This window comes from Testudinibacter sp. P80/BLE/0925, assembly GCF_053570785.1.
On the sequence record NZ_CM131636.1, the window covers coordinates 458193 to 484697 of the forward strand.

General features: G+C 46.4%; 42 protein-coding genes and 1 riboswitch. Of the genes, 5 read left to right on the forward strand and 37 right to left on the reverse strand.

What is annotated here, in order from left to right; all coding sequences use genetic code 11:
- Positions 1-13 precede the first annotated feature (13 nt).
- The 3 genes from ACWA5Z_RS02230 to pepQ are packed head-to-tail and all read right to left on the reverse strand — an operon-like array spanning position 14 to position 3442.
- Positions 14-1477 (reverse strand): TrkH family potassium uptake protein, encoded by a 1464-nt coding sequence (locus ACWA5Z_RS02230; RefSeq protein ID WP_431053708.1) that lies wholly within the window; start codon positions 1475-1477, stop codon positions 14-16.
- A 15-nt stretch (positions 1478-1492) separates the two neighbouring features.
- A complete protein-coding gene (locus ACWA5Z_RS02235; protein ID WP_431054273.1) occupies positions 1493-2104 on the reverse strand; it encodes an IMPACT family protein in 612 nt (203 codons plus the stop codon).
- 3 nt (positions 2105-2107) lie between these two features.
- The gene (gene pepQ, locus ACWA5Z_RS02240; protein WP_431053709.1) at positions 2108-3442 is read right to left on the reverse strand and encodes a Xaa-Pro dipeptidase; all 1335 of its coding nucleotides are present in this window, start codon (positions 3440-3442) and stop codon (positions 2108-2110) included.
- Between the two features lie 68 nt (positions 3443-3510).
- Between pepQ and tusA the strand changes: the two genes are divergently transcribed.
- Positions 3511-3768: a sulfurtransferase TusA gene (gene tusA / locus ACWA5Z_RS02245; RefSeq protein ID WP_431053710.1), complete on the forward strand. Its 258-nt coding sequence runs from the start codon at positions 3511-3513 to the stop codon at positions 3766-3768.
- Here the strand turns inward: tusA and ACWA5Z_RS02250 are convergent.
- A complete protein-coding gene (locus tag ACWA5Z_RS02250; protein WP_431053711.1) occupies positions 3765-4049 on the reverse strand; it encodes a helix-turn-helix domain-containing protein in 285 nt (94 codons plus the stop codon). The two genes, tusA and ACWA5Z_RS02250, sit on opposite strands and share 4 nt — an antisense overlap.
- Positions 4050-4331: 282 nt before the next feature.
- Here ACWA5Z_RS02250 and ACWA5Z_RS02255 point away from each other — a divergent pair, with 282 nt between their 5' ends.
- Complete coding sequence (locus ACWA5Z_RS02255) at positions 4332-5702, forward strand: hypothetical protein (RefSeq protein ID WP_431053712.1); 1371 nt, start codon at positions 4332-4334, stop codon at positions 5700-5702.
- Here ACWA5Z_RS02255 and ACWA5Z_RS02260 read toward each other — a convergent pair.
- From ACWA5Z_RS02260 to ribB, 5 genes are all read right to left on the reverse strand, one after another.
- On the reverse strand, positions 5699-6136 hold the full coding sequence (locus ACWA5Z_RS02260; RefSeq protein WP_431053713.1) for a GNAT family N-acetyltransferase: 438 nt from the start codon (positions 6134-6136) through the stop codon (positions 5699-5701). The two genes, ACWA5Z_RS02255 and ACWA5Z_RS02260, sit on opposite strands and share 4 nt — an antisense overlap.
- Before the next feature lie 61 nt (positions 6137-6197).
- Positions 6198-6836: a glutathione S-transferase family protein gene (locus ACWA5Z_RS02265; RefSeq protein ID WP_431053714.1), complete on the reverse strand. Its 639-nt coding sequence runs from the start codon at positions 6834-6836 to the stop codon at positions 6198-6200.
- An 82-nt stretch (positions 6837-6918) separates the two neighbouring features.
- Positions 6919-7614, reverse strand: a complete 696-nt coding sequence (locus ACWA5Z_RS02270; RefSeq protein WP_431053715.1) for a helix-turn-helix transcriptional regulator — start codon at positions 7612-7614, stop codon at positions 6919-6921.
- A 283-nt stretch (positions 7615-7897) separates the two neighbouring features.
- Positions 7898-8944 (reverse strand): extracellular solute-binding protein, encoded by a 1047-nt coding sequence (locus ACWA5Z_RS02275; protein WP_431053716.1) that lies wholly within the window; start codon positions 8942-8944, stop codon positions 7898-7900.
- A gap of 48 nt (positions 8945-8992) precedes the next feature.
- Complete coding sequence (gene ribB, locus ACWA5Z_RS02280; RefSeq protein ID WP_431053717.1) at positions 8993-9649, reverse strand: 3,4-dihydroxy-2-butanone-4-phosphate synthase; 657 nt, start codon at positions 9647-9649, stop codon at positions 8993-8995.
- Positions 9650-9798: 149 nt separating this feature from the next.
- Positions 9799-9959, reverse strand: a riboswitch (FMN riboswitch).
- A 140-nt stretch (positions 9960-10099) separates the two neighbouring features.
- On the opposite strand from ribB, the gene ubiK reads away from it, so the two are divergent.
- Genes ubiK through ACWA5Z_RS02295 form a run of 3 tightly spaced genes read left to right on the forward strand, consistent with a single transcriptional unit; the run spans position 10100 to position 12357 of the window.
- A complete protein-coding gene (ubiK, locus tag ACWA5Z_RS02285; protein ID WP_431053718.1) occupies positions 10100-10381 on the forward strand; it encodes a ubiquinone biosynthesis accessory factor UbiK in 282 nt (93 codons plus the stop codon).
- Between the two features lie 21 nt (positions 10382-10402).
- Positions 10403-11668, forward strand: coding sequence for a multifunctional transcriptional regulator/nicotinamide-nucleotide adenylyltransferase/ribosylnicotinamide kinase NadR (gene nadR, locus ACWA5Z_RS02290; RefSeq protein WP_431053719.1), 1266 nt, complete (start codon positions 10403-10405; stop codon positions 11666-11668).
- Between the two features lie 2 nt (positions 11669-11670).
- Positions 11671-12357: a metallophosphoesterase family protein gene (locus ACWA5Z_RS02295; protein WP_431053720.1), complete on the forward strand. Its 687-nt coding sequence runs from the start codon at positions 11671-11673 to the stop codon at positions 12355-12357.
- Between the two features lie 74 nt (positions 12358-12431).
- Here ACWA5Z_RS02295 and rplQ read toward each other — a convergent pair whose 3' ends face one another.
- The 28 genes from rplQ to rpsJ all read right to left on the reverse strand — a co-directional run bounded on the left by rplQ (position 12432) and on the right by rpsJ (position 26141).
- Positions 12432-12821: a 50S ribosomal protein L17 gene (gene rplQ, locus ACWA5Z_RS02300; protein ID WP_431053721.1), complete on the reverse strand. Its 390-nt coding sequence runs from the start codon at positions 12819-12821 to the stop codon at positions 12432-12434.
- Between the two features lie 40 nt (positions 12822-12861).
- Positions 12862-13851, reverse strand: a complete 990-nt coding sequence (locus tag ACWA5Z_RS02305; protein ID WP_431053722.1) for a DNA-directed RNA polymerase subunit alpha — start codon at positions 13849-13851, stop codon at positions 12862-12864.
- A gap of 28 nt (positions 13852-13879) precedes the next feature.
- The gene (rpsD, locus tag ACWA5Z_RS02310; RefSeq protein WP_431053723.1) at positions 13880-14500 is read right to left on the reverse strand and encodes a 30S ribosomal protein S4; all 621 of its coding nucleotides are present in this window, start codon (positions 14498-14500) and stop codon (positions 13880-13882) included.
- A 29-nt stretch (positions 14501-14529) separates the two neighbouring features.
- Positions 14530-14919 carry a 30S ribosomal protein S11 gene (gene rpsK / locus ACWA5Z_RS02315; protein WP_005543603.1) on the reverse strand — a complete coding sequence of 130 codons (390 nt, stop codon included), beginning with the start codon at positions 14917-14919 and terminating at the stop codon, positions 14530-14532.
- Positions 14920-14934: 15 nt separating this feature from the next.
- Entirely contained in the window at positions 14935-15291 is a 357-nt protein-coding gene (rpsM, locus tag ACWA5Z_RS02320; RefSeq protein ID WP_431053724.1) for a 30S ribosomal protein S13, read from the reverse strand.
- A gap of 140 nt (positions 15292-15431) precedes the next feature.
- The gene (gene rpmJ / locus ACWA5Z_RS02325) at positions 15432-15545 is read right to left on the reverse strand and encodes a 50S ribosomal protein L36 (protein WP_084589884.1); all 114 of its coding nucleotides are present in this window, start codon (positions 15543-15545) and stop codon (positions 15432-15434) included.
- 27 nt (positions 15546-15572) lie between these two features.
- Positions 15573-16898: a preprotein translocase subunit SecY gene (gene secY, locus ACWA5Z_RS02330; protein ID WP_431053725.1), complete on the reverse strand. Its 1326-nt coding sequence runs from the start codon at positions 16896-16898 to the stop codon at positions 15573-15575.
- Between the two features lie 7 nt (positions 16899-16905).
- On the reverse strand, positions 16906-17340 hold the full coding sequence (gene rplO, locus ACWA5Z_RS02335) for a 50S ribosomal protein L15 (RefSeq protein ID WP_431053726.1): 435 nt from the start codon (positions 17338-17340) through the stop codon (positions 16906-16908).
- 4 nt (positions 17341-17344) lie between these two features.
- Entirely contained in the window at positions 17345-17524 is a 180-nt protein-coding gene (gene rpmD, locus ACWA5Z_RS02340) for a 50S ribosomal protein L30 (RefSeq protein WP_084257858.1), read from the reverse strand.
- A gap of 6 nt (positions 17525-17530) precedes the next feature.
- Positions 17531-18031 (reverse strand): 30S ribosomal protein S5, encoded by a 501-nt coding sequence (rpsE, locus tag ACWA5Z_RS02345; protein WP_431053727.1) that lies wholly within the window; start codon positions 18029-18031, stop codon positions 17531-17533.
- Positions 18032-18045: 14 nt separating this feature from the next.
- Positions 18046-18399 (reverse strand): 50S ribosomal protein L18, encoded by a 354-nt coding sequence (gene rplR / locus ACWA5Z_RS02350; protein ID WP_431053728.1) that lies wholly within the window; start codon positions 18397-18399, stop codon positions 18046-18048.
- 12 nt (positions 18400-18411) lie between these two features.
- Positions 18412-18945, reverse strand: coding sequence for a 50S ribosomal protein L6 (gene rplF, locus ACWA5Z_RS02355; RefSeq protein ID WP_431053729.1), 534 nt, complete (start codon positions 18943-18945; stop codon positions 18412-18414).
- Between the two features lie 15 nt (positions 18946-18960).
- Positions 18961-19353, reverse strand: coding sequence for a 30S ribosomal protein S8 (gene rpsH / locus ACWA5Z_RS02360; protein ID WP_431053730.1), 393 nt, complete (start codon positions 19351-19353; stop codon positions 18961-18963).
- Between the two features lie 38 nt (positions 19354-19391).
- Complete coding sequence (gene rpsN, locus ACWA5Z_RS02365) at positions 19392-19697, reverse strand: 30S ribosomal protein S14 (RefSeq protein ID WP_431053731.1); 306 nt, start codon at positions 19695-19697, stop codon at positions 19392-19394.
- Between the two features lie 12 nt (positions 19698-19709).
- Positions 19710-20249 (reverse strand): 50S ribosomal protein L5, encoded by a 540-nt coding sequence (gene rplE / locus ACWA5Z_RS02370; RefSeq protein WP_431053732.1) that lies wholly within the window; start codon positions 20247-20249, stop codon positions 19710-19712.
- 15 nt (positions 20250-20264) lie between these two features.
- Positions 20265-20588 (reverse strand): 50S ribosomal protein L24, encoded by a 324-nt coding sequence (gene rplX, locus ACWA5Z_RS02375; protein ID WP_431053733.1) that lies wholly within the window; start codon positions 20586-20588, stop codon positions 20265-20267.
- Positions 20589-20598: 10 nt separating this feature from the next.
- Positions 20599-20970 carry a 50S ribosomal protein L14 gene (gene rplN / locus ACWA5Z_RS02380; protein WP_034615134.1) on the reverse strand — a complete coding sequence of 124 codons (372 nt, stop codon included), beginning with the start codon at positions 20968-20970 and terminating at the stop codon, positions 20599-20601.
- A 211-nt stretch (positions 20971-21181) separates the two neighbouring features.
- The gene (rpsQ, locus tag ACWA5Z_RS02385) at positions 21182-21436 is read right to left on the reverse strand and encodes a 30S ribosomal protein S17 (RefSeq protein ID WP_431053734.1); all 255 of its coding nucleotides are present in this window, start codon (positions 21434-21436) and stop codon (positions 21182-21184) included.
- Positions 21436-21627, reverse strand: a complete 192-nt coding sequence (rpmC, locus tag ACWA5Z_RS02390) for a 50S ribosomal protein L29 (RefSeq protein WP_017805230.1) — start codon at positions 21625-21627, stop codon at positions 21436-21438. The genes rpsQ and rpmC overlap by 1 nt, the downstream gene beginning before the upstream one ends.
- Positions 21627-22037, reverse strand: a complete 411-nt coding sequence (gene rplP / locus ACWA5Z_RS02395) for a 50S ribosomal protein L16 (RefSeq protein WP_034615144.1) — start codon at positions 22035-22037, stop codon at positions 21627-21629. Before rplP ends, rpmC begins: the two co-directional genes overlap by 1 nt.
- A 13-nt stretch (positions 22038-22050) precedes the next feature.
- Positions 22051-22752: a 30S ribosomal protein S3 gene (rpsC, locus tag ACWA5Z_RS02400; RefSeq protein ID WP_431053735.1), complete on the reverse strand. Its 702-nt coding sequence runs from the start codon at positions 22750-22752 to the stop codon at positions 22051-22053.
- Between the two features lie 10 nt (positions 22753-22762).
- A complete protein-coding gene (gene rplV / locus ACWA5Z_RS02405; protein WP_034615150.1) occupies positions 22763-23095 on the reverse strand; it encodes a 50S ribosomal protein L22 in 333 nt (110 codons plus the stop codon).
- A gap of 15 nt (positions 23096-23110) precedes the next feature.
- A complete protein-coding gene (rpsS, locus tag ACWA5Z_RS02410) occupies positions 23111-23383 on the reverse strand; it encodes a 30S ribosomal protein S19 (protein WP_034615154.1) in 273 nt (90 codons plus the stop codon).
- 25 nt (positions 23384-23408) lie between these two features.
- Positions 23409-24230 carry a 50S ribosomal protein L2 gene (gene rplB, locus ACWA5Z_RS02415; protein ID WP_431053736.1) on the reverse strand — a complete coding sequence of 274 codons (822 nt, stop codon included), beginning with the start codon at positions 24228-24230 and terminating at the stop codon, positions 23409-23411.
- An 18-nt stretch (positions 24231-24248) separates the two neighbouring features.
- Positions 24249-24551, reverse strand: a complete 303-nt coding sequence (gene rplW / locus ACWA5Z_RS02420) for a 50S ribosomal protein L23 (protein ID WP_431053737.1) — start codon at positions 24549-24551, stop codon at positions 24249-24251.
- Positions 24548-25153 carry a 50S ribosomal protein L4 gene (rplD, locus tag ACWA5Z_RS02425; protein ID WP_431053738.1) on the reverse strand — a complete coding sequence of 202 codons (606 nt, stop codon included), beginning with the start codon at positions 25151-25153 and terminating at the stop codon, positions 24548-24550. Before rplD ends, rplW begins: the two co-directional genes overlap by 4 nt.
- 15 nt (positions 25154-25168) lie before the next feature.
- Positions 25169-25801: a 50S ribosomal protein L3 gene (rplC, locus tag ACWA5Z_RS02430; RefSeq protein WP_431053739.1), complete on the reverse strand. Its 633-nt coding sequence runs from the start codon at positions 25799-25801 to the stop codon at positions 25169-25171.
- A 28-nt stretch (positions 25802-25829) separates the two neighbouring features.
- Positions 25830-26141 carry a 30S ribosomal protein S10 gene (gene rpsJ / locus ACWA5Z_RS02435; RefSeq protein ID WP_001181005.1) on the reverse strand — a complete coding sequence of 104 codons (312 nt, stop codon included), beginning with the start codon at positions 26139-26141 and terminating at the stop codon, positions 25830-25832.
- Between the last annotated feature and the right edge of the window lie 364 nt (positions 26142-26505).

Sequence of the window (26505 nt, forward strand, 5' to 3'; positions counted from 1 at the left end):
TTTAGGCTCTCGATTAACTTTTCCAAAACACCGGGGTAAACAACACCAATAAGGTAAACACTTCCAACCGCCCGCAGATCATGGCGAAGGTTAAAATCCATTTTGCGCTGTCGGGGATTGCAACGAAGTTGCTGCTGATACTGCCCAAGCCCGGACCGAGATTGTTTAAGCAAGCCACCACCGCATTAAAGGCATCAAAACTGTCGACACCGCAGGCGATAACCGCCAATAAGCAGATCACAAAAATCAGCAGATAGGCGGAAAAAAACGCCCAAATGCCTTGAATCACCCGTTCGGACAGCACGCGGTTACCCAATTTAATCGGCTGCACAATATTCGGGTGTACTAAACGGTTCATCTCGCGTTTGCCTTGCACCAACAGTAACAGTACCCGAATCACTTTCAAACCGCCGCCGGTCGAACCGGCGCAACCGCCGATAAACGAGGTCATCAACAGCAACATCGGTAAAAACGAAGGCCAACTGTCGAACGAGGAGGTGGTGAACCCGGCGGTGGTGGAAATCGACAACGACTGAAAAATGGCGTGTTCCAACGCTTCGCCGTAACCGGAAAAATGGTTATAACCGATTAAAGCGACGGTGCAAATCGTCACCAACGCCAGTTGGATAAACAGAAAGGCTTTAAATTCGGGATCGGTGAAATAGAGTTTGAAAATATTGCTTTTGCCCAACTCAAAATAAGCGGAAAAATGCAGCGCAAAGTTACAGCCGGAAATAAATAAAAATAGCGCGGCAATCAAGTTAATCGCCGTGCTGTTAAAGTAGCCCATGCTGGCATCGTGGGTCGAGAAACCGCCGATCGAAATCGTCGAAAAACTGTGGCTGATGGCGTCGAACACGTCCATACCCGCCAACCAATAAGCCAGTGCGCATAACAAAGTCAAGGTAGAATAAATCACCCATAACGCCTTGGCAGTTTCGGCGATACGCGGGCGCATTTTTTGCTCTTTCAGCGGCCCCGGCATTTCGGCACGGTAAAGCTGCATGCCGCCGATACCCAACAACGGAATAATCGCAATTGCCAACACGATGATCCCCATGCCGCCGAGCCATTGCAGCATTTGGCGGTAAAATAAAATCGCCTTCGGCAAGCTGTCCAAGCCGACAATCACCGTTGCGCCGGTGGTGGTTAAGCCGGAAAAGGATTCGAAAAACGCATTGGCAACATTCAGTTGCGGGTGTTCAAATAACATGAACGGTAACGAACCGACACTGCCCAGCACCACCCAAAACAGCACCACAATTAAAAATCCCTCACGCGAACGCAATTCGTGTTTATGGTTATGTGTCGCCCACCACAGCAATGCGCCCACGGCTAACGTGATAAAAAAGGTTTCGACAAAGGCACGGCCGCCGCCGTCGCTGTAAAGCAAAGCAATCAAGGCAGGGACAAGCATAGTGAGCGAGAAACACATCACCAAAATGCCGACGATACGAATAATAGACTGGATATGCACGGGGTTGTCGTTCCTTTAAGTTAAAGCCAGCAGGCGCAAACTGCCACCGCTGCGATCATTCAACGCACGGCTGAATTCGGCAAACTGTTCTGCGCTAATGCCAAGCTGTAATTCAATCCGCTGGGCGAACTGTTGTTCGATAATTTCGACTTGGTGCAGCTTCAGCAATTGCTGCACCAAATTGATTTGCCCGTAATCGCAACTGAGCGCAAAGACTTGGCGTTCGATTTTTTCTATCGTGTTCAGCAATTTCAACGCCTGCTGCACGCCGTTGCCGTAAGCCCGCACCAGCCCGCCGGTGCCAAGTTGAATGCCGCCGTAATAACGCACCACCACCGCACTGATTTCGCCAATACCGCTGCCGAGCAAGATATTCAACATCGGCTTGCCTGCCGTGCCGGACGGTTCGCCGTCGTCGGAAAAACCCAATTGCTGCGAATCGTTCGGTCGCCCGGCAACCGTCGCCCAACAATGATGGCGTGCGTTCGGGTGTTGCTGTTTCAGTTGTTGCCAAAACGCTTTCGCCTGTTCCAATCCCTCTGTCGCTTGCAGATAGGTGATGAAACGGCTTTTTTTAATTTCTTCGCTAAATTCGACGCCCGCCGCCGGAATCAGGTAACGCATAATCGGCTATCTGTTGCCAAGTGCGGTCAGCGCGTTTTGCGTCAGGTTGTTCGCGCCATTGGCGGTGATCACAATATTATCTTCGGTACGCACGCCGCCGTAGGCAAGCAACTGTTCGATCTTCTGCCAGTTAAATTTGCCCGCCAACGCATGATGACGCCATTGTTCAAGCAACAGCGGAATAAAATACAATCCCGGCTCGACCGTCAACACCATGTTCGGCTCTAAGGTGCGGGTGCAGCGCAAACTCGGATAAACCTCGGGCGGCGCTTTATGCGTGCCGCGCCGATTTTGTTGAAAACCGGCGACATCATGCACCTGCAAACCGAGAAAATGCCCCAAGCCGTGCGGGAAGAAAGTGCGGTTAATCCCCGCTTCAAAAATCTGTTCCGCCGGCAGTTTCACCAAGTCAAATTCCCACAAGGTTTCGGCAATCCGTTGCTGCATTATGGTGTGGTAGCTAAGATAATTATAACCAACCTGCATTTGTGCGATAATCGCCAGTTTGTGCTGCTCCAACGTGCGCACCAAATCGGCAAATTCATCATTCGGATTGAAACTGTAACTGCGGGTAATATCCGAGGCATAACCGAGATAGCTCGCGCCGGCGTCAAGCAAAAAACTACGTTGCGTTTGCGGCTTGGTTTGTTGTAATCGGGTGTAGTGCAGCACCGCACTGTGGTGGTTTATCGCCACGATGTTGGCATACGGCACATTCGAGTCCGACTGTCCGCTGGCGCGCAGATATTCTAGGTTAATCTCAAATTCCGATTGACCGTCGAAGAAAGCCGCTTGTGCTGCCTGATGTCCTTTTAAGGCGGCAAATTGCGCCCGTTGCAAGCAATCCAGCTCATACTCGCTTTTGATACTGCGTTGATAATGCAAGTAATTCAGGGCTTTTTGCAGATTAATTTGACTAAAACCGAACGCTTGCGCCAATGCCTCTTCCTCGCCCAGATATAAAGTGCGGTCAAGGTGGCTAAAATAGGTTTTGATCTCGTCGGCGTGTTTCAGAATCGTCCAGTCAAATTCGTCCGTCCAAAATGCCTGCGGTGCAGCTTCGTGCAGATACCAATAATCATCGGGTTGGTAAAAATACAAGTGCGGTTTGTTCACGCCGTCGAGATATAACCAGCTACCGACCGCACTGGTGTGCGGCACAAAATAATTAAACAATGGATTGATTTTAAACGGTTTGGTTTGATCGTCGAGAAAATGGTAACGTTCTTCACCGGCGTGAATCCAAATCCCGTCCAAGCGGTTGCCGTGTAAAATCTCCCGCACCAGCGTTTGCAAGCCGTGCAAGTGCCGTTGAAAAAGCGCCTGTTGCGAATTCGACATCAAAAACTCCTAAAATTGCGTTATCTGCGGTATTATATCGCCTAAATCCAACAAATAAGCAAGAATTTATGAACCAAGTGGAAATTAATGAGATTGCAATTGATGAAACCCTCGATACCGTCGGATTGCGCTGCCCGGAACCGGTGATGTTGCTGCGCAAAAGCATTCGCCATCGCCAAGACGGCGAGGTGGTGCTGCTGTTGGCGGACGACCCCGCCACCACCCGCGATATTCCCAGCTTTTGCCAGTTTATGGATCACACCCTGCTGCACAGCGAAACCGCACAAACCCCTTATCGTTATTGGGTGCGCAAGGGGCGGGGTTAAGAGAAATTAAAGGTTAAATTTACACCGCAAGCCTGTGCATAACGCTGTAAACTATTCACGCTGGCACGGCTGGCATTGCGCTCCAATTTGCTGACTGCCGGCTGCGAAATGCCCATGCGTTCAGCCACTTGTCGGCTATTTAACCCTGCCTTAGCCCGCATTTGTTGCAATAACGCTTGTAACTCATCAGCACGTTTTTCGGTTTGATAAATGGTATTGACCTCCGGATCAGCGAGTAAATTCGCTTTTAATTCTTGGTATGCAATCGGTTTAATTTTCATGGCTCAGTTCTCCTAAACGTTTTAATGCAAGCTCAATCATAACCGGCTCAAGTGCGGTTATTTCCGCTACCGCCTCCGAGTGAAACTGTAGTTCAAACATATCAATATCCTGTCTTTTTTTGACAAGTATAACTTAAAAGTTAATTCAATCCAAAGATTATACGCTGGTTTTAACGATCACACTCACACTTCGCTATTTTATTATTGTACAAAAATTGCCTTTAACTTGATTTTTCTCTAATATTTTTCGATATTCCGCTGTTAAATATCCTTAGGTAAACCATGCCACAACCGCACTTTGCTTTCCGTTTATTGAATAACGCCGCGTTTCGTTGGGCGTTGTTGCTATTGTTGGTGCAGCAAATGATTGTTGCGTCATCGACCTATTGGATTGCGAAAGTGGCGGAGAACATCAGCGTTGGCGGGGCGTTCGGCGTTTACTTTGTACTGTTTATTCTGTCGCTGACGATCGTCTATCTACCGGCGAGTTTCGCCGCAATGCTGTTGGAAAAAGCCAAATTCACTGCGCTCAATCGCTACACCGCACTTTTTCAAAAAAACTTCAACAATCAAGCCGGTTTGCGCAATGATCGCACGCTGAAAGATCAACGGTTGCCGTTTATCGCCTCTGAGGGATTTTTGACGATCGATGAAAGCTACCGTTTTCTGTTTGACGGCGTGTCGCTGTTGCTGAATGTCAGTTTTAATATTGCGGTGTTGGCGTGGATTTTAGCCCCGTCGATAATGCTCTCCTATCTGCTCGGCGTGCTGTTAGCGGCGTTGGCGGTATTTGCTTTTAAACAACGGATTTATCAGCGCGGGCAAGCGGCGCAGCAAGGGCGCACGAAATTGCAGCGCACGCTGTCGCTGGCGTGGGATAACGTGCTGCTCGGCAACCGTTACAATCAACACTATTTCAATCAGGCGTTGCAACAAAATCAAAACGAAGCACTGAAAACCGCAGTCAGCAATCGTGGCTGGAATCATCTTGCCTCGTCGTTGGGTATGTTGCTGATGATGAGCCCGGTGCTGGCGTGGACGGCGATTCTGTTTTATCAACACCAAAACGACACCGCACTTTTGGCGGTGCTGGTGGCGACCTTGCCGCGGCAGGTGCTGATTTTACAATATACCGATATCTTGATTTCGGTGGCAACCGGTTGGTCGGGCATGAAAGCGAAACTGCAAGGCTTGCAAAGTGCGGTTGCCGTGCCGCAAAACAGCCTCAACGGGCGCATTCAATGGGATAAATTGCAGGCGCAAGCGCAAAATTGCGACGGCGAATTTAGCCTTGCGACTTTGCCGAACCATGCCCTCAAGTGCGGTCGGATTACCTTGCGCGGCGCAAACGGCTGCGGTAAATCCAGCTATCTCTGTTGGCTAAAACAGCAACTGGGCGAGCAAGCCTATTATCTGCCGGCACAGCACGAATTGCTGTTCGCCGATAACACTGCGCTGTCCACAGGGCAAACCCTAAAACGCAATTTGCACGAATTGGCGGACGACTTAAACAGCGACAAGCATGCCGTTCGCATGTTGCTGCTTGATGAATGGGACGCAAATTTGGATAAAGACAGTATTGATACCCTCAATCAACTGATCGCCGAACTCAGCCAACGCTGCTTGGTGATTGAAGTGCGCCATCGCGCTTAAAGCCGTTTTTCCATCATATGGTGCGGCACGCCTTCTTCGTCGTAGCCGTCGCCATAGACTTGGTAACCGCACTTTTGATAAAAGCCGATTGCCGAATCCTGCGCGCCTAAAATCAAGCGTTTCACGCCCTGCGCCTGCGCACGCCGTTCCATTTCCGCCATCAAGCGTTCGCCCAACGCCTTGCCGCGTTGCGATTGCAACACCGCAATCCGTTGTAATTTATAGACGCCATCGGCATAAGGATAGATCCGTGCGGTGGCGAGCGGCTGATTATCAGCGGAATAGAGCGTCAGATACTCACAATCTGCTTCAACGTCATCAATTTCGATCTCCATCGAGAAGCCCTGCTCCTCAACAAACACCGCGATTCGCACGGCTAACCCGTCTTGATAAACCGCACTTTGTAATGAATTCGACCAACGCGCTTGGATCATGTTGCCCCCTGAAATAAAACATAAAAACAAAAGTGCGGTTCAAACCGCCCGATAAATCAATTTACCCGTTTGCTTGGATTTTCGCAAACAGATCATCATCAATTTTGCTGGCGCGAAGATAAGCAGGGCGAGCTTGCTGGCGGGCGATATAGGCGGTGAAAACCGGGTTTGCTTCAATGACTTTAACCGCATTAATGCCGAAATCCAATAGCTCGGCAAGATATAAATCCGCGGCACTGAAACGGTTGCCGCACAAAAAATCGTGTTGGCTTAATGTCTGTTCAAGTGCGGTCAGGCACAACGGCAAACTGCCATAGCCCAACGCGGTGCGATCACTCTCTTTCGGTTTCAATTGCAATGCCACTTCTATCATCGCGGCTTCCAACGGGGCGGCGGCAAAAAACAACCAACGGTAATACACGCCGCGTTGCGGATCATTCAAGGTCGGGGCGAGTTGTTTTTGCGGGCAAAGATCGGCTAGATAAGCACAAATTGCGGCACATTCGGTGATCACGGTGTCGCCGTGTTTTAATGCCGGCACTTTGCCCATCGGGTTAATCGCCAGATAATCAGCCGCTTTCATTGCGCCGCTAAAATCGGTAAACAGCACGGTTTCATACGCTAAGCCGGTTTCTTCCAACATCCAGCGCGCCGTTCTGCCGCGTGACATCGGGTGGGTATAGAGGGTCAGGGTTTGCATTATTTGCTCCTTGTGTTTCGAGGGTTATTTCACTGCCAAGACACTATACCTCAGCCGGATGACAATTTCTGTCAGCAGTGATTTAGCGGTGGGTACAGTCGCCGTCTCGTTTTTGCCAACGCTGCAGCAGCAAAGTGCGGTCAGGTTGGTAATGTTCGTCGCACAATTCGATAGCAATGATTCGGTCGGGGCGAAAATGGCGGAACTCTTGGCGCAGCTCACACCATGCGGCGACTAATTGCGCCTGCTCAAAAAAGCCGATTGCAAACGGATAAATAATGCGCTGCGAATATTTTTGTTTTTCATTGCGATAAGTCAGTTTGACTTTCAGCTGGCGCTGAATAGCGTGGCGCAGTTTGATAAAAACATCGTCGAGAAAGGGGGGCGGATTGTTGCTGACCGCAATAAATAAGGCGTTGTTTTCCAGTTGTTGCGACAAATGCGGCGGCAACAGTGCCGAGATTTTGCTTAAGCCGTTCTTCGCCGCTTGGCTTAATTCGCTGTCGGCGGAACGGTGCACCCAACGCATTCCCAGCACTAACGCCTCAATTTCGCTTTCCGTCAACATTAGCTTGGACAGTTCAAATTCCTTGCGTAACAGATAGCCGATTCCGGCCTCGCCCTCAATATCCGCCCCCTGCGCCCGCAAACTGTCAATATCACGATAGAGTGTGCGCAGGCTGATATTCAGCTTTTCCGCCAAAACCGCGCCGGTGAGCGGGTATTTATGTCCGCGCAAAATCTGTAACAGGGTAAACAAACGCTCGCTTTTCGACATCACATTGCCTTATGCCAAATAGACAAAAGTGAGGTTAAACCGCACTTCAGGCTGATGACAAAGTCTCTTTCTCGAATCATTTCCCTCCCGCCGTATACGGAGGGAGGTGTCCGAAGGATGGAGGGAGGCATAAAGAATGTTAAAAATGAATATGTTGCATTTTCATATTCCCCTCCCCATTTTTCTTACGAAAAATGGTACTCCCTCCGCACGCGGAGGGAGAGAAGTCAGTTTGTCTGCAATCTCAAGTGCGGTTAAACCGCACTTTGTCTAAATCAGATTCTTACTTCGCCACTTTCAGCTGCTGATAGTAGTTTTCGTAGATAATCGCTGCATCGCCGACATCATCTTGCCAGTAGCTTTTTTGCAGCACTTCCGCCGGTGGATACAGCGAGCTGTCGTTGACCATTTCCGCCGGTAGCAATTTCTGCGCTTCCAGATTCGGGGTCGGGTAGCCGATTTCCAAGGCTAACTCTTTCGCCACTTCGGCGCTTAACAGGTAGTTAATCAACTTATGCGCGCCGTCCGGATTCTGTGCGGTGGCTGGAATCGCTAAGGTGTCCACCCATAATACCGGACCTTCTTTCGGCCATAGCAAATTGATCGGTGCGCCGTCTTTGCGGGCGATATAGGCTGAACCGTTCCACAGCATACCTAAATCCACTTCCCCGGCAACAAAGGCATTCGCCGGATTGTCGGAACTGAACGCCAACACGTTAGGACGCAATTTCAATAACTCTTCATAGGCTTTTTTGATCACCTCCGGATCAGTGGTATTCGGATCTTCGCCCAGTTTCAACAACGCAAGGTTGAAGATTTCGCGCGCATCGTCTAACAGTTGTAATTTGTCTTTATATTCCGGATTCCACAAATCGCCCCATGAAGCGATTTTGGTTGAATCAATCACGTCGCTGTTGTACGCAATACCCGGCGCGCCTAAAATTTGCGGCAGCGAATATTCGTTGTTCGGATCGTACGGTTTATTCAGCAAATTCGGATCAAGCTCTTTTAACACCGGCAATTTGCTGTGATCCAACGGCAACAACATGCCTTCTTTACGCATTTTAGACACAAAATAGTTTGACGGCGCAATCACGTCATAGCCACCGTTTTTGCCCAAGGTTTTCAAACGGGCATACATGGTTTCGTTTGATTCCAAACTGGAAACAATCACTTTAATCCCGGTTTCTTTGGTGAAGTTATCCAATAATCCACTTGGCACGTATTCGGTCCAAGTGTAAAGATAAACCGTGTCGTTATCTGCTTTCGCTGCATTGCTGACAGCAAACAGCATGGTCGCGGCAGTAAAAAAAGCCGAAAGTTTTTTCATTGCTTGAGTCCTTAAAATAAGCATGAGTTTTCAAGATAATATCAGCACCTAGGCTGATGTTGCCTGTTCATGGTTTAGGCGGTAGGCAACCAAATCTTCAATTGTCACCACCGGATAGCCATGCTGTTGGGCAAAGGCGACGATTTCCGTTGCCCGTGCCATTGTACCGTCATCATTGGTAATCTCGCAAATCACACCGGCAGGTTGAAAACCGGCTAAGATTGCCAAATCTACCGAGGCTTCAGTATGTCCACGCCGTGCCAACACGCCGTTCGCCTGTGATTTTAACGGAAAAATATGTCCGGGGCGATGCAAATCGCTCGCAACCGCACTTGGATTGATCGCGGCTTTAACCGTGGTCACCCGATCCGCCGCGGAAACACCGGTCGAAACCCCTTGCGCCGCTTCAATCGTGACGGTGAAGGCGGTTTTATTCACGCTGGTATTTTCCGTTACCATTGGCGGTAACTGCAAACGATCGCAAGTTTCTTGCGGAATACATAAGCAAACAATGCCACTGCCGTAACGGATTAGCTTCGCCATTTGTTCGGTGGTGATGGTTTCGGCGGGGAAAATCAGATCGCCTTCGTTTTCGCGATTTTCATCGTCTAAAACCAGAACGCCGTTGCCTTGCTTAAAGGCTTCGATTGCGGCAAGGACACGTTGTCGGCTGTCGCCGAATTGGGTGAGTAAAGACTGACTCATGGTAAATTCCTTTTTAAATAAATAAGGTAAATGAATACGCTACCAGAATCAGGGCGAAATAGAGGCATTGTGCCGCTCCACACCAACATACAGCAGATCAAAGTGCGGTTTATCACAATAAAAAGCGGAGTTTCCCGGAACGGGAAAGCCCTTATTCTCTACCATCCAGACTGTGACTGTCGGCTTCGGATTTGCACCGAATCTGCTAGACCCTGCCGTAGCAGGCGCTCGTGGGCTTAAGTGCGGTTGTCGTGTAAACAATCGCGCCCTTACCACCGGTGGGGAATTGCACCCCGCCCTGAGAATTGCCCGCTTATTATAACGAAAAAAAATGCTGTGCCTACTGTTTATCAAAAGCAATCGAGAAAAAAACGGCTGACATAAAAAAGTTCCCTTTAATCAGTCCATTTCGTACAATAGGGAAATATTCATTATTCAGGAACCAAGACCATGCTGAACCCGAAAAAACTAGAGCAATTCGCACAACAAATTCATGATGCGCTACCGCAAGGCGTTAAAAATTTTGGTGAAGATATGGAAGCCAAAGTGAAGCAGGTGATTCAGGCGCAATTAGCTAAATTGGATGTGGTGACACAAGAAGATTTTGAGGTGCAAACCCAAGTGTTAATCCGCACCCGTGAGAAACTGACCGCACTTGAACAACGTTTAGACGAGTTAGAAAGTAAGTTAGCGCTTACCGAAACCAGTCCGCCCGCAGAAAATGCCGAATAATCCATAATTAGAGAACAGCTTATGTCTTTTGCTTATCTGCAACAAAAACGCAAACAACTCAACCTGAAAGTCGCCGAGGTGTGCGAGCAAGCCGGGGTGACTCGCGCCTATTTTAACCAATTGGTCAGCGGCAAAATTAAAAATCCGAGTGCGATTAAACTGCAAGCCTTGCATAAAGTGTTGAACATCACCGAAGTCGAAGATAAAAAAATCGGCGTGATTTTCGGTAAGTTCTATCCGGTGCATACCGGGCATATCAACATGATTTATGAAGCGTTTAGTAAGGTCGATGAAATTCATGTGGTGGTATGCAGCGAAAGTGAGCGCGATCTGAAGCTGTTTTACGACAGCAAAATGAAAAAAATGCCGACCCCGCAAGATCGTTTGCGTTGGATGCAGCAGATTTTCAAATATCAGCAAAAGCATATTTTTATCCATCATTTGGTTGAGGACGGCTTGCCGAGTTATCCCAACGGCTGGGAAGCATGGGCTGGACGGGTTAAGCAGTTGTTTGACCAGAAAAACGTTGCACCAACCATTGTGTTCAGCAGCGAACCGCAAGACCAAGAGCCGTATGAGAAATATTTAGGCTTGCAGGTCAATCTGGTTGATCCGGAGCGGAAATTTTTCAATGTTTCGGCAACCAAAATCCGCAACCATCCCTTCCATTACTGGAAATTTATTCCGAAAGAGGTGCGGCCGTTTTTCGCCAAAACCATTGCCATTTTAGGCGGCGAAAGCAGCGGTAAAAGTGTATTGGTGAATAAACTGGCGACGGTATTTAACACCACCTCAGCCTGGGAATACGGGCGTGAATATGTGTTTGAGCAGCTCGGCGGCGATGAACAGGCAATGCAATTTTCCGACTATCCGTTAATGGCAATCGGGCATTTACGCTATGTTGATTATGCGGTGCGTCATGCGCACAAAGTCGCGATTATCGATACCGATTTCATCACTACGCAGGCATTTTGTATCCAATATGAAGGCAAAGCGCACCCGTTTTTAGATTCGATGATTAAGGAATATCCGTTTGATATTACCATTTTATTATCGAACAACACCAAATGGGTGGACGACGGCTTGCGCAGTTTGGGCGATCAAAAATCGCGCCAAAAATTCCAAGATCTGCTCAAACGCTTGTTGGATAAATATAAAGTGCCGTATATTGAAATTGAATCGCCAAGCTATTTAGAGCGCTACGATATGGCGAAAGAGATTGTCGAAAAAGTGTTGAATGAGGAAGATTTGCCGACGCTGCAAAATGATAACGGACGGGAGCTGTAACCATGTTGTTATTCGCCGGGGATCCGCACGGCAGTTTTGAACATCTTTTCCCTTTTTTGCAGCAACAAGAGCAGGACGTTGCCCTCGTGATTTTAGGCGATCTGCAATTAAGCGACGGTGCTGTCTTAGAACGGCTATCGGAGCATTGCGATTTATGGTTTATCCACGGCAATCACGACAGTAAAACCGTTGCCGCATTTCAAGCCTTATGGGGAACCACGTGGAAAGAACGCAATTTGCACGGGCGGGTAGTCGAAATTCAAGGACAAAAAATTGCCGGTTTAGGCGGCGTATTCCGCGGGCAGATCTGGATGCCGCCGAATAAACCGCTGTTCTTCGATCCGATCCATTTTTGCCAATATTGCCCATCGGATAAAATTTGGCAGGGCGGCTTACCGTTGCGCCACCGCACGTCGATTTTTTTATCGGATATTGAGCAGTTGGAGCAACAACAAGCGGATATTCTAATTTGCCATGAAGCCCCTAAACCACATCCGTCGGGTTTTCAAGTGCTTAATGCGCTAGCCGAAAAAATGGGGGTTAAAAAAATTTTTCACGGACACCACCATGAAAACTTTGACTATACCGCACTTGCTCATAAAACGAGTTATCAAGTTGTCAATGTGGGTTTCCGCAGCCTTGCTACGCTGGATGGAGAATACTTATTGCAAGGCGTTGATGATCGCTAACCTTCATTTCGGTTTCATATAGGCAGAAAACAAAAAAGCTCACCAATCGGTGAGCTTTTTATTTTTTATAATGATTATTCCGCAGCGGCTTCTTCAGTCGCTACTTCCGGACGATCAACCAACTCAATGTAAGCCATTGGCGCGTTGTCGCCTGCACGGAAACCACATTTCAAAATGCGGGTGTAACCACCGGCACGTTGAGCAAAACGTGGACCTAATTCATTAAATAATTTCGCAACGATTTCGTTGTCGCGAGTACGAGCAAAAGCTAAACGGCGGTTTGCAACGCTGTCTGCTTTAGCTAAAGTAATTAACGGTTCAACTACACGACGTAATTCTTTCGCTTTAGGCAAAGTCGTCTTGATGATTTCATGACGAACTAAAGAACCTGCCATATTACGGAACATCGCTTGGCGATGGCTGCTATTACGGTTTAGTTGACGACCACTCTTGCGATGGCGCATGACCTTATCCTTCTCAGAAAAATCTTAATCCATACCGAAATTAGTCTTCAGCAATACTTGCCGGAGGCCAATTTTCAAGGCGCATACCCAGTGATAGTCCGCGTGAAGCCAACACGTCCTTAATTTCAGTAAGTGATTTCTTACCAAGATTAGGGGTTTTCAACAGCTCCACTTCAGTGCGTTGGACTAAATCACCGATATAGTGAATTGTTTCTGCTTTCAAACAGTTAGCAGAACGAACTGTCAACTCTAAATCGTCCACCGGACGCAGAAGAATCGGATCGAACTCCGGTTTTTCTTCTTTAATTTCAGGTTGACGAATATCACGCAAATCAACGAATGCATCAAGTTGCTCTGCTAGAATTGTCGCTGCACGACGAATCGCTTCTTCCGGATCGATAGTGCCGTTGGTTTCCATTTCGATAACCAATTTATCCAAATCGGTACGCTGTTCAACACGGGCAGCTTCAACATTATAAGAAATGCGATCTACCGGGCTGTAACAAGCGTCAACCAATAGGCGACCAATCGGACGATCTTCGTCTTGAACATGTTTGCGCGCAGAGGCAGGCACATAGCCGCGACCACGCTGCACGCGAATGCGCATATTAATTGATGCATTGGCATCAGTCAAATGACAAATCACATGTTCCGGATTAACAATCTCAACATCTCCATCATGGGTGATATCGCCAGCAACAACAGGTCCGATTCCAGATTTGCTCAGCGTCAGGAACACATCGTCCTTATTCTGTACTTTAACCGCTAGACCTTTTAAGTTCAGAAGCACTTCTAGAATATCTTCTTGAACGCCTTCTTTACTGCTGTACTCATGTAACACACCGTCGATTTCCACTTCAGTTACGCCGCAACCCGGCATAGATGACAACAGAATACGACGTAACGCATTACCTAATGTGTGGCCGAAACCACGTTCTAACGGTTCTAAGGTCACTTTAGCGTGCGTCGGGCTTAATTGCTCGATATCGACTAAATGTGGCTTTAAAAATTCTGTCACAGAACCCTGCATTTTATCCTCTCTTTGCTTCTAAGCTCTATTATTTAGAATAAAGCTCAACGATCAGATGTTCGTTAATGTCTGCTGATAAATCAGAACGTTCAGGAATACGTTTGAATACGCCTTCCATTTTAGCAGCATCAACTTCCAACCATGTTGGTTTTTCTCTTTGCTCTGCTAATTCTAATGATGCTTTAATACGTGCTTGTTTTTTCGATTTTTCACGAATAGCAACGACATCTTCAACAGAAACTTGGAACGATGGAATATTAACCACACGACCATTCACAACAACTGCTTTGTGACTCACTAATTGGCGAGCTTCAGCACGCGTTGCCGCAAATCCCATACGGTAAACAACGTTATCCAAACGACCTTCCAATAATACCAACAAGTTTTCACCGGTATTACCTTTTAAGCGGTTAGCTTCTTTGTAGTAATTACGGAATTGACGCTCTAAGATACCGTACATACGGCGAACCTTTTGCTTCTCACGTAATTGACTACCGTAATCGGATAAACGCGCTTTACGAGCACCGTGTTGACCAGGTGCGGTATCTAATTTACATTTTGATTCAATCGCGCGGACACCGGACTTAAGGAATAAGTCAGTACCTTCACGACGGCTTAGCTTGAGTTTAGGACCCAAATATCTTGCCATTTTCTTTCTCCAACTATCCTATAACGCCATTAAACACGACGTTTTTTCGGTGGACGACAACCGTTATGTGGAATCGGAGTCACATCAGTAATGTTGGTGATACGGAAACCCGCAGCATTCAACGCACGAATTGTTGATTCACGACCAGGGCCCGGGCCCTTAACCATAACTTCCAAATTTTTCAAACCGAATTCTTTTACGATCTCGGCGCAACGCTCAGCAGCAACCTGTGCAGCGAACGGGGTAGATTTACGCGAACCACGGAAACCTGAACCACCTGCTGTAGCCCATGCTAAAGCATTACCTTGACGGTCTGTAATGGTAACGATTGTGTTATTGAAAGATGCATGGATATGTGCCACGCCATCTACGACTTGTTTTTTTACACGCTTACGTGCACGAACTGGTGTTTTAGCCATTATCATTTACCCCGATTATTTCTTGATCGGCTTACGAGGACCCTTACGGGTACGCGCATTTGTTTTAGTACGTTGACCATGTACTGGCAAACTACGACGATGACGTAAACCACGGTAACATCCTAAGTCTAACAGACGTTTGATGTTCAAAGTTACTTCACGACGCAAATCACCTTCAACGGTAAATTTACCAACTTCGTCACGCAGAATATCGATCTGCTCTTCAGACAATTCTCTGATCTTTACATCTTCGGCAATACCGGCAGAAGCACAGATGGCTTTTGAACGGGTTTTACCGATTCCGTAGATTGCAGTTAACGCAATTACAGCATGTTTGTGATCAGGAATGTTAATGCCTGCAATACGGGCCACTATGCACTCCTATTTATTTAAAGTTAATTGATATACTGATCTTGAAAAGCCCGTTTCAGGATACTCAAACAGTATATCAAGGACGAAATGAGCTGAGCAGTATAACTGCCCAGCTTATTCTTTGCAAGGAAAATTAGAGATTAACCTTGACGTTGCTTGTGACGCGGATCACTGCAAATCACACGAACGATACCGTCACGCTTGATCACTTTGCAGTTACGACACATTTTTTTTACGGAAGCACGAACTTTCATTGCTTTTCCCTTTTGTCTTATGGGCGATTACTGCCCGAACCCTTTAAGGTTTGCTTTCTTCAGCGCAGATTCATATTGCGTCGACATCAAGTGACTTTGAACCTGTGCGATGAAATCCATAATTACCACAACCACGATGAGAAGTGAGGTTCCACCGAAGTAGAACTGGACGTTCCAAGCGGAGGTCATAATATAAGGCACTAAACAAACAAACGTAATATATAATGCGCCAATCAAAGTCAAACGAGTCATGATCTTGTCAATATAACGCGACGTTTGTTCACCTGGTCTAATACCCGGAATAAATGCACCGGATCTTTTCAGATTATCCGCAGTATCTCGTGGATTATATTGCATTGCCGTGTAGAAGAAACTGAAGAAAATAATTGCCACCGCATACAGCACCAAATAAATCGGCTCGCCCGGCGCTAGCAACAACGATAAATTCGACAACCACTCCATGTTAGCACCTTGTCCGAACCACTGGGTTAGCGTGGCCGGGAACAAAATGATACTTGAAGCAAAAATAGCCGGGATAACCCCTGCCATATTGACTTTAAGCGGTAAGTGCGAACTTTGCGCCGCTAACATATGACGGCCTTGTTGGCGTTTGGCATAGTTTACGACGATTCTTCTTTGTCCTCTTTCTACGAAGATAACAAAATAAGTCACAGCAAAGACAATAACTGCAATCAACAATAATACCAGTACATTCATTTGTCCTTGGCGCGCCTGCTCAATGGTTTGACCAATGGCAGAAGGCAATCCGGCGACAATACCTGCAAAGATAATTAAAGAAATCCCATTTCCGATTCCCCGTTCGGTAATTTGTTCGCCCAACCACATCAGGAACATGGTGCCGGTGACCAAACTCACGACCGCAGTGATATAAAAGCCCAAACCAAGGTTTGGAACTAATCCCGGAATCATACTCGGCAAGCCGGTAGAAATACCAATCGCCTGAATCGTTGCCAATACCAACGTTGAATAACGTGTGTATTTGCTGATTTTACGACGACCGGCTTCCCCTTCTTTCTTCAATTCTGCCAGCGCAGGATGTACCGCAGTTAATAACTGGATAATGATCGATGCCGAGATATACGGCATGATCCCTAACGCAAAGACTGAAGCACGGCTCAAGGCACCACCTGAGAACATGTTAAACATGTCGATGATGGTACCTTGTTGTTGATTGATCAACTGAGCTAATACAGCGGCATCAATACCAGGAACCGGAATAAATGAACCTATGCGAAATACGATTAATGCGCCTAACAGAAACAGTAATCTTCTTTTCAGTTCACCTGTACCCCCTTGGGTACTTTTTGCTTGATAACCTGGTTGTTTTGCCATTGATTAATTATTCCTCAACTGAGCCGCCAGCAGCTTCGATTGCTGCTTTAGCACCTTGAGTTACACGCAAACCGCGTACAACTACCGCACTTTTAACTTCACCGGCAAGAATAACTTTAGCGAATTGAATATTATTTGAAATAATATTCGCGGCTTTCAATGACTCTAAGGTCACTTCGCCGTCTACTTTCGCTAAATCATTCAAACGAATTTCAGCCGAAACCAGTGCTTTTTGTGAAGTGAAACCGAATTTCGGTAAACGACGGTATAAAGGCATTTGACCACCTTCGAAGCCACGACGAACGCCACCACCGTTGTTACGGGATTTTTGTCCTTTGTGACCGCGACCACCTGTTTTACCTAAACCGGAACCAATACCACGTCCAAGACGTTTAGCACTTTTTTTAGCTCCATCAGCCGGAGACAGAGTATTTAAACGCATTCTCTTACTCCTCTACTTTAACCATGTATGAAACTTGGTTGATCATCCCACGGACAGCCGGCGTATCGATTAACTCGACTGTGTGGTTGATACGGCGAAGACCAAGACCACGAAGCGTAGCTTTGTGTTTCGGTAAACGACCGATTGAGCTACGGGTTTGTGTTACTTTGATAGTTTTTGCCATGATCAATTACCCCAAAATTTCATCAACGGTTTTACTGCGTTTCGCAGCAACCATTTCTGGTGATTTCATATTTGCCAATGCATCAATAGTTGCACGGACAACGTTAATTGGGTTGGTTGAACCGTATGCTTTAGACAATACGTTACGCACGCCAGCAACTTCTAATACTGCACGCATCGCACCGCCTGCGATAATCCCGGTACCTTCACTGGCTGGTTGCATAAATACGCGTGAACCAGTGTGAGCGCCCTTGACAGGGTGCTGTAAAGTACCTTCTGTAATCGCTACATTAACCATATTGCGACGGGCTTTTTCCATCGCTTTTTGGATCGCTGCCGGAACTTCACGGGCTTTACCGTAACCAAAACCTACGCGACCGTTACCATCACCTACCACTGTCAATGCAGCGAAGCTGAAAATACGACCACCTTTAACTGTTTTAGATACACGGTTTACCGCGATTAGCTTCTCTTGCAGTTCACCAGCTTGTTTTTCGATGTTTGACATCTCAAATTCCTCTATTAGAACTGTAGACCAGCTTCACGAGCCGCATCGGCCAATGCTTGCACACGACCATGATATTTAAAACCGGAACGGTCAAAGGCAACGGATTGTACGCCTTTAGCCAACGCTCTTTCAGCAACAGCTTTACCTACTACTGCAGCAGCATCTTTATTACCGGTGTATTTCACTTGCTCACTAATGACTTTTTCAACAGTTGAAGCAGCGGCAAGTACTTCTGAACCGTTAGGTGCAATAACTTGCGCATAAATGTGACGAGGAGTGCGGTGAATAACCAAACGGGTTACTCCTTGTTCTCTCATCGCATGACGTGCGCGAGTTGCACGACGGATACGAGCCAATTTCTTATCCATAGTGTTACCTTATTATTTTTTCTTAGCCTCTTTGGTACGTACGACTTCATCATCATAACGTACCCCTTTGCCTTTGTAAGGCTCAGGACGGCGATAAGCACGAATGTCTGCTGCAACTTGACCAATAAGCTGTTTGTCTGCACCGGTCAAAACGATTTCAGTTTGTGACGGGCATTCCGCTTTGATACCTGCCGGCAATGCGTGCTCAACCGGGTGAGAGAAACCTAAACTTAAAGCAATGCTGTTGCCTTTAATTTGAGCTCTGTAACCTACACCCACCAATCTTAACTTCTTAGTGAAGCCTTCAGTAACACCGATAACCATTGCGTTAACAAGCGCGCGAGTTGTACCGGATTGTGCATTTGCGCTTTTGCCTTCGTTACGAGGAACAAAAGTCAACGCACCATCTTCTTGTTTAACTTCAACTTCATTGTGAATGGTACGAGATAACTCACCATTCTTACCTTTTACCGTTAATAGCTGGCCGTTAAGTTTTACCTCAACGCCGGCAGGAATATTAACGGGTGCTTTAGCAACACGAGACATCTTCCTACCTCTCTATTAAGCTACGTAACAGATGATCTCACCGCCTAAACCGGCTTTACGCGCGGCACGGTCAGTCATCACACCTTTAGATGTAGAAACGACAGCGATACCTAACCCACCCATTACACTTGGTAACTCGTCTTTACGTTTATAGATACGCAGACCGGGACGGCTGATACGTTGGATACTTTCTACAACAGGTTTGCCTTGGAAATATTTCAAAGTGATTTCCAGTTCAGGTTTAGCACCTTCGGAAATTTTCACGCTTTCAACATAACCTTCTTCTGCAAGCACATTGGCGATAGCCACTTTTAGCTTGGACGAAGGCATATTGACCGCGATTTTGTTCGCAGACTGACCGTTACGAATACGGGTCAGCATATCTGCGATTGGATCTTGCATGCTCATGTGTCTTTACTCCCATGATTCCAAAATAAAGTGGTTGATTACCAGCTTGCTTTCTTAAGACCCGGGATCTCACCGCGCATAGCAGCTTCACGGACCTTAATACGGCTCAAACCGAACTTACGCAACACACCGTGCGGACGACCGGTTTGGCGGCAACGATTACGCTGACGAGACGGGCTGGAATCGCGTGGTAAAGCTTGTAACTTCAACACCGCGTTCCAACGATCTTCGTCGGAGGCATTTGCGTCTGAAATAATTGCTTTCAGCTCGATACGTTGAGCATAGAATTTTTCAGCCAATTTAGCGCGCTTTAAATCGCGCATTTTCATTGATACTTTAGCCATTTGTAACCTGCCTTATTTACGGAATGGGAAGTTAAAGGCAGCCAGTAATGCTTGACCTTCTTCATCTGTCTTCGCAGTCGTTGTGATAGTAATATCCAAACCACGAACACGATCCACTTTATCGTAATCGATTTCAGGGAAGATGATTTGCTCACGCACACCCATGCTGTAGTTTCCACGGCCGTCAAATGATTTCGCGTTTAAACCACGGAAATCACGGACACGAGGAACCGCAATATAAATCAATCGTTCAAAGAATTCCCACATACGTTCGCCACGTAGGGTCACTTTGCAGCCGATTGGATATCCCTGACGAATCTTAAAGCCTGCAACGGATTTGCGTGCTTTAGTGATTAAAGGTTTTTGACCGCTGATTGCCGCCAGATTCGCTACCGCGTTATCTAACAGTTTTTTATCGGTCAGAGCTTCACCCACACCCATATTCAGGGTTATCTTTTCGACTCGTGGGACTTGCATGACAGATTTGTAGCCGAATTTATTTTTCAATTCGCTTACTACTGTATCTCTGTAATAATCATGCAGTTTCGCCATCGCTATACTCCAGTATTATTTAATTGTTTCACCAGTAGATTTGAAGAAACGGACTTTTTTGCCATCTTCAAACCGGAATCCTACGCGGTCAGCTTTGTTCGTTGTAGGGTTGTAGATTGCTACGTTAGAAACGTCGATTGCCGCTTCTTTCTTCACAATGCCACCGGCTTTACCTAAAGCCGGAACCGGTTTCTCATGTTTGGAAACCATGTTTAAACCTTCAACGATCACTTTACCGTTAGGCATAACTTTTGTTACTTTACCACGCTTGCCTTTGCCCTTTTCAGCGCTTCCGGTTAGCATGATTACTTCATCGTTTTGACGGATTTTTGCAGCCATGACACTCTCCTTACACTACTTCCGGGGCCAATGAAATGATTTTCATAAACTTCTCTGAGCGAAGTTCACGAGTCACTGGTCCGAAAATACGTGTACCGATTGGTTGCTCGGTATTATTGTTTAAAATAACACAGGCATTACCATCGAAGCGAATAACTGCACCATCTGGGCGACGTACACCCTTCTTGGTGCGCACAACAACCGCCTTTAATACATCACCTTTTTTTACTTTACCGCGAGGAATTGCTTCTTTCACAGTAATTTTGATGATGTCGCCAATACCAGCGTAACGACGGTGTGAGCCACCTAGAACCTTGATACACATTACGCTGCGAGCGCCTGAATTATCAGCAACGTCCAGCATAGTCTGTTCTTGGATCATATTAGTGCTCCGCTAAAATCAAAATAAACCCTTTCGGGACGAACCTGTTTACCCAATGCAAACAGGGTGCGGATTGTATCAAACGGTCAAAAGGAAAGCAACTGGATTTTCGTGTTATCGCCAAGATTTATCGGCTTATGCGGCAGGAGAAACGGCAATAAAAAACCGCACTTTGAAAGTGCGGTTTTCTATTTTGGATTCAAAACAATAATTAGATTACTGCTTTTTCAATCACACGAACTAAAGTCCATGATTTGGTTTTAGAAATTGGGCGACATTCGCGAATTTCTACTAAATCACCAACGTTAGCGTCGTTAGCTTCGTCGTGGACGTGCAATTTGGTGGTACGACGGATAAACTTCCCATAAAGCGGATGTTTAACCATACGTTCGATTGCGATAGTGAAAGATTTATCCATCTTGTCACTGACAACACGACCTTGCACTGTACGAATTTTATCAGTCATTACTCACCCGCCTTTTCGGTTAGAACAGTTTTAACTTGCGCAATACTACGGCGCACTTGTTTTAACTGATGGGTTTGTTGAAGCTGACCGGTGGCTGCTTGCATACGCAATTTGAATTGCTCACCTAACAAGTTAACCAATTCAGCATTCAGCTCTTCAACAGTTTTTGTACGTAGTTCTTGAGCTTTCATTACATCACCGTTTTAGTTACGAATGTGGTCTTGATTGGCAATTTCGCCGCTGCTAATGCAAAGGCTTCTCTTGCGATTTCTTCAGACACACCGTCCATTTCATATAGCACTTTACCCGGTTGGATTAAGGCTACCCAGTACTCAACGTTACCTTTACCTTTACCCATACGGACTTCCAATGGTTTTTCAGTAATTGGTTTATCCGGGAATACACGAATCCAGATTTTACCCTGACGTTTAACAGCACGGGTCATCGCACGGCGAGCCGCTTCGATTTGACGTGCGGTCAAACGACCACGACCAACTGCTTTCAGACCGAATGTACCGAAACTGACGTCGGTACCTGCCGCTAAGCCACGGTTACGACCTTTGTGGACTTTACGGAATTTTGTACGTTTTGGTTGCAACATTTATTCAATCTCCTTACTTACGACCTTTGCGCGCTTTTTTCGGCTGCGCTTCAGGTTGTTGTTCTGATTGCATAACTGCAGCCATTCCACCAAGAATCTCACCTTTGAAAATCCATACTTTTACGCCGATAACGCCGTAAGTGGTATGAGCTTCCGCTGTGTTATAATCGATGTCTGCACGTAATGTATGCAAAGGCACGCGACCTTCACGATACCATTCAGAACGTGCAATCTCTGCACCACCCAAACGACCGCTTACTTCAACTTTGATCCCTTGAGCACCTAAGCGCATTGCGTTCTGTACGGCTTTTTTCATTGCACGACGGAACATAACACGGCGCTCTAATTGTGAAGCAATGCTTTCGGCGACTAAACGCGCATCCAGTTCGGGTTTTTTCACTTCGGTGATGTTGATTTGCGCAGGCACACCAGTGATTTCAGCCAGTTTGTTACGCAATTTTTCAACATCTTCGCCTTTTTTACCGATAACGATACCCGGACGAGCGGTGTGAATGGTCACACGAATGCTCTTCGCCGGACGCTCGATGTCGATACGGGCAACAGAAGCGTTAGCTAATTCTTTGTTCAAGAATTTACGTACTTTGAAATCGCCTTCCAAGTTGTCAGCGAAATCTTTTGTATTCGCAAACCAGGTTGAACTCCAAGGTTTAACAATTCCTAGGCGAATACCATTAGGATGTACTTTTTGACCCATTGTTATTCTCCTACTTGTCAGACACAACCACAGTGATGTGGCTTGTACGTTTTAAAATACGATCTGCGCGACCTTTAGCGCGTGGCATCACACGCTTCATGCTTGGACCTTCGTCAACGAAGATTTTAGCAACTTTAAGATCATCGATATCTGCACCGTCATTGTGCTCTGCGTTCGCAATTGCAGACTCTAAAACTTTTTTCACTAAAGCCGCAGCTTTTTTGTTAGTGAAAGTCAAAATTTCCAGAGCTTGAGCAACATTTTTACCGCGAATTAAATCAGCAACTAAGCGAGCTTTTTGAGCTGAAGTGCGAGCGAAACGATGTTTTGCAATAGTTTCCATCTTTTACTTCCTTCCTTACTTAGCTTTCTTATCAGCGGCATGACCGCGGTAAGTACGAGTCGGGGCAAATTCACCCAATTTGTGGCCGATCATTTCATCGGACACAAAAACAGGAACGTGCTGACGACCATTATGGACGGCGATGGTCAATCCGATCATTGATGGAATGATCATTGAACGACGGGACCAAGTTTTAATTGGTTTTTTATCCCCGCTTTCCACCGCTTTCTCTACCTTCTTCAGCAAGTGTAGGTCAATAAATGGACCCTTCTTGAGAGAACGTGGCATGGCTTATCCTCTTTATTAATTAAAATTATTTACCACGGCGACGTACGATATATTTATCAGTACGTTTGTTGTGGCGAGTTTTCTTACCTTTGGTTTGAACGCCCCAAGGTGTTACCGGGTGTTTACCAAAGTTACGACCTTCACCACCACCATGAGGGTGATCTACCGGGTTCATCGCCGTACCGCGAACGGTTGGGCGAACACCACGCCAGCGGTTCGCACCGGCTTTACCCAGTACGCGCAGCATGTGCTCGGAGTTTCCGACTTCACCGATAGTTGCCTGACATTCAGATAACACTTTACGCATTTCGCCTGAACGAAGACGCAGAGTTACATAGTTACCTTCACGAGCAATGATTTGCACATACGCACCGGCAGAACGGGCGATTTGACCGCCTTTGCCCGGTTTTAATTCTACGTTATGCACAGTTGTACCAACCGGAATATTACGCATTGGTAATGCGTTGCCCACTTTAATTGGCGCTTGGGTTCCCGCTTGGATTTGATCGCCTGCTGACAAACCTTTCGGTGCTAAGATATAACGGCGTTCACCGTCTTTATATAACACCAATGCGATGTTTGCAGAACGATTCGGATCATATTCCAGACGCTCAACAACCGCAGGTACATCTAACTTGTTACGTTTGAAGTCCACGATACGGTAATGTTGTTTGTGACCACCACCGATATGACGGGTAGTGATACGTCCGAAGTTGTTACGACCACCGGTTTTAGATTTGGTATCTAAAAGTGGCGCATAAGGTTTACCCTTATGTAGATCAGGGTTAACGATTTTAACTACGTGACGACGACCAGCGGAGGTCGGCTTACATTTAACGATAGCCATTATTTTCTACTCCTCTGATTACTCTGCACTGTCAAGAAAGTCCAAATTTTGGCCTTCTTGCAAGGTTACATACGCTTTTTTCCAGTCGCTACGACGACCTGTTTTCGCACCGTGACGTTTGGTTTTACCTTTAACAACCACTGTACGGACAGAATCGACTTTCACTTCAAACAAGTTTTCAACTGCGTTGGCAATTTCCACTTTGTTTGCGTCTTTCGCTACTTTGAAAACAATCGTATTTGACTGTTCAGCGTTATTAGTCGCTTTTTCAGAGACGTGAGGTGCTTTCAGCACTTTCAGCAAACGTTCTTCTAGAATCATGCTAACATCTCCTCAATTTGCTTAACAGCTTCAGCGGTAACAACGACTTTCTCGAAAGCAATCAGACTTACCGGATCAATCGCTTGAACGTCACGCACATCTACTTTGTAAAGGTTGCGTGCAGCCAAGAAGAGATTTTCATCTAAAGCCGCTGTAATGATCAGCACATCTTCCAGTGCCATCTCTTTTAATTTTTGAACCAACACTTTTGTTTTCGGGGCGGCAACTTCGAATTTTTCAACCACGATCAAACGATCTTGACGAACCAATTCGGAAAGAATGCTCTTAATTGCACCGCGATACATTTTTTTGTTCACTTTTTGGCTGTGATCTTGTGGCTTAGCCGCAAATGTCACACCACCTGAACGCCAGATAGGGCTTTTCACGTTACCGGAACGCGCACGGCCCGTACCTTTTTGACGCCATGGTTTTTTGCCTGAACCTGCTACTTCAGCACGAGTTTTTTGTGCACGAGTACCTTGGCGAGCACCTGCTGCATAAGCAACAACAACTTGGTGTACCAACGCTTCGTTAAACTCACGTCCGAAGGTAGTTTCAGAAACAGTCAATGCACTTTGTGCATCTTTAGTTACTAATTCCATTCCTATCTCCTAGACTTATGCTTTAGCTTTAACAGCGGGTTTAACAATTAAATCACTACCGGTCGCGCCTGGAACGGCACCTTTGACCAATAATAATTTACGTTCAGCATCAACGCGAACCACTTCCAGGGATTGAACGGTTACACGCTCAGCACCTAAGTGACCTGCCATTTTTTTACCTTTGAATACACGGCCCGGAGTTTGGTTTTGACCAATAGATCCCGGAACACGGTGAGACAAAGAGTTACCGTGGGTAGCATCTTGAGTACGGAAGTTCCAGCGTTTTACTGTACCGGCGAAACCTTTACCTTTAGAAGTACCTGTTACGTCAACTTTTTTAACGTCTGCGAAGACATCAACATTAATTTCCTGCCCCAAAGCGAACTCTTCACCTTCGGTACGGAATTCCCATAAACCGCGACCAGCTTCAACACCTGCTTTAACGAAATGACCTGCTTCTGGCTTAGTTACACGACTTGCTTTTTTAGAGCCAGTAGTAACCTGAACTGCAGAATAGCCATCTGTTTCAAGGGTTTTCACTTGAGTCACACGGTTGGCTTCGATTTCGATTACGGTAACTGGAATAGACACACCGGCTTCTGTGAAGACGCGAGTCATACCAACTTTACGACCGATTAAACCAATCATTGTATTAACCTCTTAAATAATTCCCTAATTAACCTAGGCTGATCTGCACGTCAACGCCGGCAGCCAGATCTAAACGCATAAGCGCGTCAACAGTTTTCTCCGTTGGTTCAACGATATCGACCAAACGTTTATGAGTACGAATCTCGTATTGGTCACGCGCGTCTTTGTTGACGTGCGGAGAAATCAATACGGTGAAACGCTCTTTACGGGTCGGTAATGGAATTGGACCACGAACTTGAGCACCTGTGCGCTTAGCTGTTTCTACGATTTCCGCAGTGGATTGATCGATCAAACGATGATCAAACGCTTTCAAACGGATACGGATTCTTTGGTTCTGCATGAGACCAGAGCTCCATTCTAAAAATTAGATAACAAAAAACCGACACCTCAATTTCCCTACTGCATAAACGTGAAAATGAAGTGCGATTAAGCCTATTTTAGCTCCCCTATCGGGAACATTGTCAGCAACAACCTCAGGCTGTCACTCGTTTGATAAATGATTACACCAAACGACTCTCTTACGAAAGTCCGCAGATTCTATAGAATCAGCGCACAGATTGCAAGCACTTTCCGTAAAATAATTTGATTATTTCTTATACCGCACTTTGCCGCTTTTTTCACGTTGCAGGCTTTCCCTCCCCGACTAAATTTGTTATCGTTTGCGCGGGTTTTGCCGTTGCAAAATTGATACGAAAAGCACCGCA